The organism is Pseudomonas floridensis (assembly GCF_002087235.1).
In the GTDB taxonomy this organism is placed as follows: domain Bacteria; phylum Pseudomonadota; class Gammaproteobacteria; order Pseudomonadales; family Pseudomonadaceae; genus Aquipseudomonas; species Aquipseudomonas floridensis.
Genome location: NZ_MUIO01000156.1, coordinates 1 through 10,203, shown reverse-complemented (window position 1 = coordinate 10,203; position 10,203 = coordinate 1). Strand labels below are relative to the sequence as shown.

General features: G+C 59.9%; 9 protein-coding genes and 1 pseudogene. 4 read left to right on the top strand and 6 right to left on the bottom strand.

Going from position 1 to position 10,203, the window contains the following annotated elements:
• Positions 1 to 15 precede the first annotated feature (15 nt).
• A pseudogene (locus BZK31_RS27345) lies at positions 16 to 306 on the bottom strand (EamA family transporter); the annotation flags it as partial.
• 74 nt (positions 307 to 380) lie between these two features.
• Here BZK31_RS27345 and BZK31_RS27340 point away from each other — a divergent pair.
• Entirely contained in the window at positions 381 to 1,235 is an 855-nt protein-coding gene (locus BZK31_RS27340) for a LysR family transcriptional regulator (RefSeq protein WP_083186336.1), read from the top strand.
• 13 nt (positions 1,236 to 1,248) lie between these two features.
• On the opposite strand, the gene BZK31_RS27335 is transcribed toward BZK31_RS27340, so the two are convergent.
• Together BZK31_RS27335 and BZK31_RS27330 are read right to left on the bottom strand one after the other, a co-directional pair.
• Positions 1,249 to 3,432 (bottom strand): hybrid sensor histidine kinase/response regulator, encoded by a 2,184-nt coding sequence (locus tag BZK31_RS27335; protein ID WP_083186335.1) that lies wholly within the window; start codon positions 3,430 to 3,432, stop codon positions 1,249 to 1,251.
• Positions 3,433 to 3,687: 255 nt separating this feature from the next.
• Positions 3,688 to 4,704, bottom strand: coding sequence for a 1-aminocyclopropane-1-carboxylate deaminase (locus BZK31_RS27330; protein ID WP_083186334.1), 1,017 nt, complete (start codon positions 4,702 to 4,704; stop codon positions 3,688 to 3,690).
• Between the two features lie 186 nt (positions 4,705 to 4,890).
• Here BZK31_RS27330 and BZK31_RS27325 point away from each other — a divergent pair, with 186 nt between their 5' ends.
• Positions 4,891 to 5,397 (top strand): Lrp/AsnC family transcriptional regulator, encoded by a 507-nt coding sequence (locus tag BZK31_RS27325; RefSeq protein WP_083186333.1) that lies wholly within the window; start codon positions 4,891 to 4,893, stop codon positions 5,395 to 5,397.
• Between the two features lie 121 nt (positions 5,398 to 5,518).
• Positions 5,519 to 6,334, top strand: a complete 816-nt coding sequence (locus tag BZK31_RS27320; RefSeq protein WP_083186332.1) for an AraC family transcriptional regulator — start codon at positions 5,519 to 5,521, stop codon at positions 6,332 to 6,334.
• Here the strand turns inward: BZK31_RS27320 and BZK31_RS27315 are convergent.
• Both BZK31_RS27315 and BZK31_RS27310 read right to left on the bottom strand, forming a co-directional pair.
• Positions 6,272 to 6,922 carry a LysE family translocator gene (locus BZK31_RS27315; protein WP_083186331.1) on the bottom strand — a complete coding sequence of 217 codons (651 nt, stop codon included), beginning with the start codon at positions 6,920 to 6,922 and terminating at the stop codon, positions 6,272 to 6,274. The genes BZK31_RS27320 and BZK31_RS27315 overlap by 63 nt on opposite strands.
• Entirely contained in the window at positions 6,923 to 8,212 is a 1,290-nt protein-coding gene (locus tag BZK31_RS27310) for a hypothetical protein (protein ID WP_083186330.1), read from the bottom strand. It lies immediately after the preceding gene.
• A 206-nt stretch (positions 8,213 to 8,418) separates the two neighbouring features.
• Here BZK31_RS27310 and BZK31_RS27305 point away from each other — a divergent pair, with 206 nt between their 5' ends.
• On the top strand, positions 8,419 to 9,327 hold the full coding sequence (locus BZK31_RS27305) for a DUF808 domain-containing protein (protein ID WP_083186329.1): 909 nt from the start codon (positions 8,419 to 8,421) through the stop codon (positions 9,325 to 9,327).
• A gap of 117 nt (positions 9,328 to 9,444) precedes the next feature.
• On the opposite strand, the gene BZK31_RS27300 is transcribed toward BZK31_RS27305, so the two are convergent.
• Positions 9,445 to 10,203, bottom strand: a 759-nt coding sequence (locus tag BZK31_RS27300; protein WP_244182749.1) for an outer membrane protein OmpK, incomplete at its 5' end; no start/stop codon positions are given.

The following is a 10,203-nucleotide window of genomic DNA, read 5'->3' as shown; positions in this document are numbered from 1 at the left end:
AAGTGAACAGCATTACGCCAGATAGCCGGTCATGGCCAACAGGCCGATGCCTGCGTTTTCCAGCAGTACCGCACGCGGTGTCTGGCGCAGCTGTCGATACACCCATGGCAGCAGAATCAGGCACACCAGCACGCAGCGCCAGAACACCACCAGCAAGGGCGGCGCGTAATCAATGGAGAAACGTGCCCCGATGAAGCCGGAGCTCCAGGTCAGGATCAGTCCTGCTTCAAGCAGGGGTAAAGGAAGGGACCGGCCACGAGTGGATCGGGAGATGTCGCTACGAGGTATCGCTGAGTGCTGGTTCATGCCCACAGGCTACGAAATGGGCGTAATCTAATAAATCAAAATAACCTGCATCAGTTATTCACGAAGGCTGAATCATGAAGCCAACCCTCGATATCGAGCTCATCAGAACCTTTCATGCCGTGGCGCGCATCGGGAAGTTTTCTGCGGCTGCCGATCAGTTGCATAAAAGCCCGGCTGCCGTCAGCGTGCATATCCAGCGGCTCGAGGCCTTGGCGGGCGGACGCCTGCTTGAACGCGACAACCAGTCGGTGTCGCTCACCGCGCTTGGCAAACGCCTGCTGCACTCCACCACCGAATTGTTGAGCACCCACGACCGGGTACTGGCCGACCTGCATGGTACGCATCTGGCCGGGCGTATTCTGTTGGGCGTGCCTGACGAATACGCGACCCATGTGATCCGCGACATTTTGCCGACGTTCGTAGCGGCCTGGCCCAATGTGGTTCTGGAGTTGAAGACCGCGCCCAGCGACACGCTGCGTGAGCAGTTGCAGCGCGGCAAGCTCCAGGCGGCGGTGCTTGCCCGGGCCAAGGGGGTCGCGACCGAAGCAGCGCAGGTGCTTGCCTCGACCCAGCCGGTCTGGGTGGCGGCGGCTGGTTGGGTCGTGGATTCGACTCAGGTGCTGGCGCTGGCCGTGCATGCGGCGCAGTGCCCTTATCGGCGCGCCATGCTCGAAGCGCTGAAGCTCAGTGGGCGTCAGACGCGGATCGTGCTGGAAAGCCCGTCCAATCAGGCCGTGAAAGCCTGCGTAGAGGCCGGAATGGCCATCAGCCTGATAGACCGCGCCGGGGTCACGCAGCACATGCAGATCCTGCAGGGACTGCCGTTCATTCCCGAGCATGAGATCGTGTTCATGCGATCGTCCGGCTCGCAGACGGACGAGGCGGTCGAGCTTCTCGCCCAGGCGATGCAGCAGTCTTTTCGACTTTAGTCAGCGTGGCCGCTCAGGCGCCACCCTGGATCAGGTGCGCCAGTCTGGAGGCAATGTCCTGGCGACGAAAGGGTTTGGCGAGGATCTCGAAATCATCGGTTGGCACCGGCTTGGCATTGGTGTAGCCGGTGATGATGAGAATGGGCAGGTCATTCATGCGCTGGCGAATCCGCCGTGCCAACTGGACACCGGTGATGTCGGCCATTACGTAATCGGTCACCAGTATGTCCGGCTTGAGGCCTGCATCGAACAGATCCAGCGCGACCGCTGCCGAGGGCGCTTCGGTTACCTGATAACCAAGGTCCTGAAGCAGCTGCGCCGTGCTGTCCCTGACCAGATCCTCGTCGTCGACCAGCAGCACATGAACCGAGTCTTGTATCACGGGTGTCTCCAGCGTCTTTGAGTCTGCCTGCACGACAGGGCGGTTGGCGACCGGCAACCAGAGCGTCACTTCAGTGCCGCTGCCGGGCTGCGAACGGATGTCGAATTCGCCCCCCGATTGCAGCGCCAGACCCTGAACCATGGACAGGCCCAGCCCCGTGCCCTTGCCCACACCTTTGGTGGAGTAGAACGGCTCGACGCAGTGTTTGAGGATGTCCTCAGTCATTCCGCAGCCGTTGTCACTGACGGCCAGCCGCACGTAACCCGAGCCGGACGCGTCTTGCGGGGCCCTCGGTCCGGCTTCGGCCCGCGCGCTGATGCGTACCTGTCCACCGTCCTGCAATGCGTCGCGGGCATTGACGGTGAGATTGAGAATCGCCAGCTCCAACTGATGCGGATCGACGAAGACCGCAGGCAGCCCGTCCGGAATATCGATCTCGACTGAAATCATAGGGCCGAGCGAACGCTCGATCAGGTCGCTCAGTTCGCTTACCAGGTCTTCGAGCCGGATTGCTTCCGGGTTGAGGGTTTGACGCCGGGCGAAGGTCAGCAGCCTGCCGACCAAGGTGCGTGCACGGTCTGCGGCCAACAGGGCGCTGTCGGCCAGCCTGGTCGAGCGTTCGTCCTGGGTGCGTCGTCGAATCAGGTCCAGCGAGGCAATGATCGGTGTCAGCAGGTTATTGAAGTCGTGTGCGACCCCGCCGCTCAGCTGGCCGACCATTTCCATCTTGCGGGATTCATGCAACTGGGCGAGGGCTTTCTCACGCTGGGCAAGCATCGTCACGACGCGTTGCTCCAGACTTTCGTTCAAATCACGCAATGCACGCTCGGCCCGGGCCTGATTGATCCATAACCAGGCCTGCTTCGCCGCTTCCCGGGCGAGGTCCAGTTCATGATCGCAGAACGTGGTGGTGATGGAGGGCTGGATGGTCAGCACAGCCTCCAGCCTGCCGTGCAGCACGACTGGCACATAGAGGGTGCAGGGTGGCTCATCCCGCGTATAGCGAACCATCTTCGTGTTGGCAGGAATCACGCGGCTGGCCGTTGTCTCGTGCAATACCGCCCGATCGGCCTGCAAGTCAGCCAGCATGGGGGCTGTCCAGTCCGGCAACGGCACGGCCGACTGCTCGCGCCCGCCGCTCGAATCCGGCGTCAGGCCGTGGCCACTTTCGTTCACTGCGGTAAGTGACAGGTGCTGAGCCGCCAATTCATCGCTCAAGCGGCTCAGCACATGGCACTCGATGGCGCAGGGATCCGAGGTTGAGGGGAGACTTCGCCCCAGCTCGATCAAAAACGCCTGGCGACGTTCGAACTGCACACGTTCGGTGGTTTCCGTGACGATACACAGCACGCCGCCGATCGAGCCGTCGGCCTCGCGAACTGCCGAGTAAGATACGTTGAAATAGACAGTTTCCCCGGCACCGAAGCGCTTCAGATAGAAGGGACGGTCTTTCGCGGAAAACGTTTTGCCGGTATCGCGCACACTCTGCAGCAGCGGCTCCAGATCGTCCCAGAGCTCGCCCCAATGCTCTATGGCAGGACGCCCCAGCGCGGCTGGATGCTTGTCACCAATGCTGGGCGCGTAGGCGTCGTTGTAGATGGCGATGAACTGCGGCCCCCAGAACACCACGATCTGGGCATGCACCGGCAAGGCATTGGCGATCAGGTTCTTGAGACAGACAGGCCAGTCAGCGGGGTGCCCCAATGGCAAATCATGCATTGAGCCCGATTGCAAGAGCGCACCGACTTCTCCTCCGTCGTCGAGAAAGCACAATGGATTCGTGTCGGTTGATTGTGGAAGGTTGAAGTTATCCATCGACCTTGACGCTCTGGGTAAATAGGCGAAGCTTGCGCGGTTAGAGCGCGCAAGTGCGCCGAGCGTTCACTGACAAGTTGAATAAAAACAATCGGTATCGTCATTAAGCGAATGATATTCGAACGCTCGGTAACGTGGCGTTAGTTGCCGTCGACGTAACGGGCGCGTATCAAGTGTGACCTCGACAGGCCATCGATAAAAAGCCCGCGACAGGCGCGGGCTGATGTGGCGTAAACAGTGCCCCGCAACGCGCTCTTAGCCGTCCTTGAACAAAAAGCTGTAGGCATTGAGCGCCGGCACGCCGCCTAAATGCGCATACAGCACTTTCGAACCTTCCGGAAATTCGCCATTGCGCACCCTGTCGATCATGCCGTGCATGGATTTGCCTTCGTAGACCGGATCGGTGAGCACGCCTTCGAGACGCGCGCACAGACGAATCGCTTCCAGCGTGCCTTCATTGGGCAGACCGTACTCGGGATAGGCGTAGCGCGTATCGAGGACGACATCGTCGGCAGTGATCTCGCGGCCCAGTTCGACCAGTTGCGCGGTGTTGCGAGCGATGCGCAAAACCTGTTCGCGGGTCTTGTCCGGTTTGGCCGACGCGTCGATACCGATGACCCGTTGCGCACGACCGTCTGCGGCGAAGCCCACGAGCATGCCGGCGTGGGTGCTGCCTGTTACCGAGCAGACCACGATGTAATCGAACTTGAACCCCAGCTCCTCTTCCTGCTGACGGACCTCATCGGCGAAACGCACGAACCCCAATCCGCCGTAAGGATGTTCCGAACAACCGGCAGGAATCGGAAACGGTTTGCCACCGCTTTCCACCACATCGGCCATGGCTTTTTCCCAGCTCGGGCGAATGCCGATGTCGAATCCCGCCGAATCCAGACGCACGTCGGCACCCATGATCCGCGACATCTCGATGTTGCCGACGCGGTCGTACAGGGCGTCCGAATAGTTGACCCAGTTTTCCTGAACCAGCACGCATTTCATGCCCAGATGCGCGGCCACCGCAGCCACCTGGCGCGTCTGATTGGACTGGATGCCGCCAATCGAAACCAGTGTGTCATAGCCGCCTTCCAGCGCTTCGGGCACCAGGTATTCGAGCTTGCGGGTCTTGTTGCCACCAAAGGCCAGTCCGCTGTTGCAGTCCTCCCGCTTGGCGTACAGCTCGACCTTGCCACCCAAGTGCTCGCTCAGGCGCTTGAGGGGCGTGATGGGAGAAGGGCCGAAAGTCAGAGGGTAGCGCTTGAACTTGTTCAGGTTCATCTCGAGTCTCCATTGAGAGGTGGATTCAGGCGTCGCCGGGCAGGGCATGCCGCTTGAGCGATGTACCCGGGAGAGGTCCTATCATAGGAAAAGACTCGATAATCTTGGTTGCAAAGAGTTGCCGATTTGCATAATCAACGTTAGTTTTAATCAGCTTAAACCTAATTTTATTGTGTGAAAATTCAGATGAAAGCAATAAGTGAACGCAGCAAAAAAGCAGACGGTGAATCCGCGCCGCCGCTGGACCGCATCGACCGTGCGATCCTCAAGACGCTGCAGCACGACGCGTCCATTTCCAACGTCGCGCTGGCGGAAAAGGTCAGGTTGAGCCCGCCCGCCTGCCTGAGACGGGTTGAGCGACTCAAGGAAAGCGGCGTCATCAAAGGTATCGTCGCGCTGCTTGACGGGGAGACGCTGGATGCGGGAATGGTGGTGCTGATCGGGGTGGTGCTGGATCGCTCGACGCCCGATTCTTTCGCTCAGTTCGAAGCCGCCGCGCAGAAAGTCTCCGGCTGCATGGAGTTTCACGTGGTCACCGGGGAGTTCGACTACTTCATGCTGTTGCGCACCAGGGACAGCCAGAGCTTCAACCGCCTGCACGCCGAGCAGTTACTGTATTTGCCGGGTGTACGGCAGATCCGCTCGTTCATGGGGTTGCGTCAGGTGCTGTCGACGACCCGGATACCGCTCTGATCGTGCATTCCCGACGGGGCGACGAGGGGCAGGCGCATGCATTGCCTGATGGCGGGGCCGCTGATAATCTCGCGAGCGTGCGCAGGGACAGGGCCGCACGAGCCGTTAAGGGAGTAACCATATGACGCCGATCATCGAAGCGCTATCGAAACAATCCTTTGCCGAGTGCTCTCAGGTGTCGGCGCAGAATGCCGAATTCCCTCGGCACACCCACGAAGAATATGTCATCAGTGCCAACCTCACCGGCACCGAGCGAATCTGGTACGACGGTCGTTCGCAGGACGTGCAGCCCGGACAGGTCACGCTCTACAACCCCATGACTGTCCAGTCTTCGCGCTTCGATGCGACAGGCGCGCGCTTTATCAGTGTGCACCTCGACGCGGCGCACGTGGCGTCCGTGTTTGGCGAAGTGCAGGGCCCGCTGTTCGATGAAGGCGCGCTCAAGGACGATGCGTTGTTCAAAGCCATCGTCGCGCTGCATGCGGCCAACGACCCGGCGCGTCAGGAGGAGGCACCCTACGAGCTGCTGGCCGAACTGGCCAGGTTTCGTGGCGAGGGACCTGTGATTGCCGAGCCCGACATGACCGCCAGGGTCGTGGAATACATGCAGGACAACCTGTACGAAGACATCGACCTGCAGGACATCAGTGCCGTGGTCGGCATCTCGAAGTTCCATCTGGTGCGCAGCTTCAAGATGATGAAGTCTCTGGCTCCGATGCAGTTTCTCAAGCAGCTCAGGCTGATCGAAGTGCGCAAGCGTCTGCGGCGTGGCGATGCGGCGGCCCGGGTCGCCACCGAACTGTATTTCTACGATCAGGGCCATATGTGCAATTCGTTTCGCAAGGTGATGGGTATTTCACCGATGCGCTATGCCTCAATGGTCAATGACCGGCTGCGGGCTGACAAACTCCACATAGCCGGAAACGACCACGTATAGCGTGAAGTAGGCGAAGATCAGCGCCGAGGCGATGTAGGTCCATCTCAACATCCGCTCACCCAGCAACTGCCCGCCGTGGTACGCCAGGCAGCACAACACCAGCGTCCAGAACACCCCGGCACTGAAGAACCCGGAGAGGAACAGGAGCGAACCGTTCAGATCGACACCTTGTTTGGCGATGATCGCGCCGCCCACCGCCGCGAACCACAGAATCGCGCTGGGTGACGACATGGCCAGCACGATGCCCTTGGAGAACAGTGCGAAGTTGGTACGGCCCCACTGGGTGTCCGAACCGCTGACGCCGGCTTTAACGCGCATCGCACTGGCGACCATTTTGAAGCACAGGTAGGCCAGCACCGCCGAGCCGCCCAGCCACAATGCCCAGCGCACGGCTTCGTACTGCAGCAGTACCGCCATGCCGGCCAGCGCGAGAATGGCGTACACCAGATCACCGATACAGGTGCCGAAGCCCAGCCAGACGCCTTGTCTGAAGCCGCGCTGCATCGACAAGGTGATCATGGCCATGTTAGCCAGACCGATTTCCAGACACAGCGACAGACTCAGAAGAAAACCGTTGTAAAACTCCACTCACTCACTCTCCAGCAGGGACTGTTCATAGAAAAGAGATGTTTCGCACAGGGACAGTCCGAACAATACATCTGTAGCTCTGGCGCGATGTACGCCATAGGTTTGCAGAAAACGCTCGAAGGTTTCCAGATTGTCGGACATGACGGCATTCAGCAACGTCCGCGCAATTCGTGTCATGGCAGCGGGGAAGGCCGCACAGTCGATGCGGATGCGGCCTGGCGCGATGACTGTCAGGACTTCGGCGTCTTCGAGCATTTTCAATTGCGCATAGGCCGCGCCCGCATCCGGGAACTGTGCCGGGCCGCGCCGCAGGTAGCGGAACAGCTCCAGCACATACAGACGCACCATTTTGTCAGGTTCCAGCTCCAGACTGTCAGCGACATCGGGAGAGAGCGCCAGCAGAAAGCCGAACACGTCAGCTACAGCTTCCTGCGCGACCATGGAGCCCCAGCGGTCATGACCGCTCAGCCGACGGTAGTCCGTTTCAGGCAGCACGATGGAGTGCCCCAGATCGTGGCCGCGAAACCAGCTCATCAGGTAACGCGCCATGTCGCGGTCGGCCGGAAGGTCGTCATCCGTCCAGCCAAAAATCCCTTGCTGCTCCCGCGAGATCTGCTGAAACAGGCTCAGATAGGTGTTGGCAAAGACGATCGTGCGTTTGACCGGCGAATATTTGATGCCCTGATCTTCAGGCATGAAGTAGGCAAAATGCTTGGGAAACGTATCCGCCTCACCGCCGATGGCAATCAGGTCAATAATTTTGTACGAACAGGCGGGCAGTCGCCGAAGCTCAGCGCCCAATTGCCGGGCGAGGTTTGCGACGCTGCGCTCGTGATAATGATCGACCACGTCCGAGACCGCTTGAAGTCCGGGGTTAGGCGTACCGAAAAACGCCGAGAAACCGGTTTCGCGGGATTTACCCAGCCAGGTGGAAAGAGGCCCGACGTAGCTCACCAGTTCCTGCTCATCGAGCGCGGCCAGCTGCGCGCCGGTGTCCTTTACCCAGATAGACCCCATCAGACCTTCGGCGATCAGCCCCATGGCGTCCCGCGATGCCGGGTCCGTCAGTTGCCCGGAAGCCCTGGCCAGGTCGTTGGCGATGGTCACCAGAATGGTCTGGACCAGTGCCGAATCCTTTTCGCCGGCGCGCTCGAGTTCACGAACCAGGTTGGCTTGCCGCACGAGCTGGTTCAACGAGCCGATCAATTTGGCAGAAAAGTTTTCAGGCGTATCGAGCTGAAGTACCCGAAGGGTATGTTGTTTTCGTTTGGGCCAGAAAATGCTGTTCATGATCGCTCCCTGTCAAGAGCGGTCATCAGACCAGTCGGGAGCAGGGCGGGTATTGGAAATAATTGCTGTCACGCACCAGACTTGGTCACTACGGCTAAACGTTCCCGCGCCTGACAGGTCAGAAGTGTGCGCTGTGATGTGACCGACGCCCGCCTGTGATTCAATACGCGCCGAACTGTTTTTTTACTTGCTCAAGGACTTTGATTTTGGCTGCTGGAAGCTTGCTTACCCTGCTTGACGATATTGCAACCCTGCTTGATGACGTGGCGCTGGCCACCAAGAAGACAGCAGGTGTGCTGGGTGATGATCTGGCGCTTAACGCCCAGCAGGTCACGGGCGTGTCGGCCGACCGGGAACTGCCGGTGGTCTGGGCCGTGGCCAAGGGGTCGTTGCTCAACAAGGCGATTCTGGTGCCCGCCGCGTTGCTCATCAGCGCCTTTGCACCTTGGGCGATCCTGCCGTTGCTGATGGTCGGTGGCGCATTTCTGTGTTTCGAAGGCTTCGAAAAGATTGCGCACAAATGGCTGCACAAGGAAACCGGCGAGGAACACGAGCAGCGCAAGCAGGCCGCCACGGATGAAAAAGTGGACATGGTGGCGTTCGAGAAGGAGCGCATCAAAGGCGCTATTCGCACGGACTTCATTCTTTCGGCAGAAATCATCGTGTTGGCGCTTGGCGTAGTGTCGACACGGCCTTTCATGGACCAGGTCGGCGTGCTGGTCATCGTGGCGGTGCTGATCACGGTGGGTGTCTACGGACTGGTCGCCGGTATCGTCAAGCTGGATGACCTGGGGCTGCACCTCAAGAGAAGTGCCAGCGCGTTCGCGCAAAACATCGGTGCAGGCCTGTTGTGGCTGGCACCGGTGCTGATGAAGCTGCTGTCGATCCTTGGCACGGCCGCCATGTTCATGGTCGGCGGCGGCATCCTCGTGCATGGCCTGCCGTTCGCTCACCACTGGGTCGAAGGCGTGACCGCCAGCGCCGCGGGCGCGGTAGGCGGCCTGTCGGTGATCGTCCCGACCCTGATCGACGCAGTGGCCGGGATCATGGCCGGCGCGCTGCTCGTTCTGGTCGTGACCCTTGTCGGCAAAGTGTGGAAAGCCGCCAGAGCCTGATTCGAGGTTTCACCGGCGTGGGAACAAAGGTGCATTCGGGCCAGGGACCGGCACCGGATGCACCGGCTCGTGTGCGAGCAGGCTCGCACACGAGCGCATCAAGCCCTGACGTTCCACTCAGAAGAACACTTTGACCAGCAGGCTCGCGGTGTTCTGGTCGGTGTCGAACGAGCCGGTGTCTTCGATGCCGTATTTGTTGGTCCAGTAGTCGTACTCGATACCCACGTACAGCTGTCGCTCCGGGTAGTTGAGCGCCTTGCCCAGGTCGTACTTGATCTGCGGGTTGAAGTGCAGATTGGAGTGGTAGGTGCCGCGCGAGGTCTCGTCGTTGTCCACGACCCAGTCCATGAAACCGTCGATCAACACGTCTGACTTGCCCACCGGAATGGTGTAAGACCATACCGGGGTGATCTGCCAGACGCCGTCGCCAGGGCGATTGCCATCGGTGTGGCGTTGATAGAAGTTGAGCTGGAAATAATCGAACCCGGGGATTTTCAGGTCGAACGCAGGGCCGATCAGGTAAGACTCGTTATCGCCTTCGCCAAACTCGTAAGTGGCCGCCAGCAACACATCGGTGATCGGGCCCAGTTCGAACTTCTGTCCGGTGATTTTGCCCAGCGACAGGCGTGGCGAGAACTCTCCGTAGTAGGTGTTATCACCCGAGTTCGCGTCTTTCTTGCCGTTATAGAAGATCTTGTCGACGAAGAAGAAGTTGTCGCCATACTTCCAGCTGTCCGCATGTTCGAAGGTGAAGGTCTGCTGTATTTCCGGGTTGACCGTGAAGTCCCGTCCATTGAGATAGGTCAGGCTGTTGCTTTGCCACTGGAAAATATCCCCGGCCATGGCTGGCGCAGCGGCCAGCAGACTGCTGGCCAG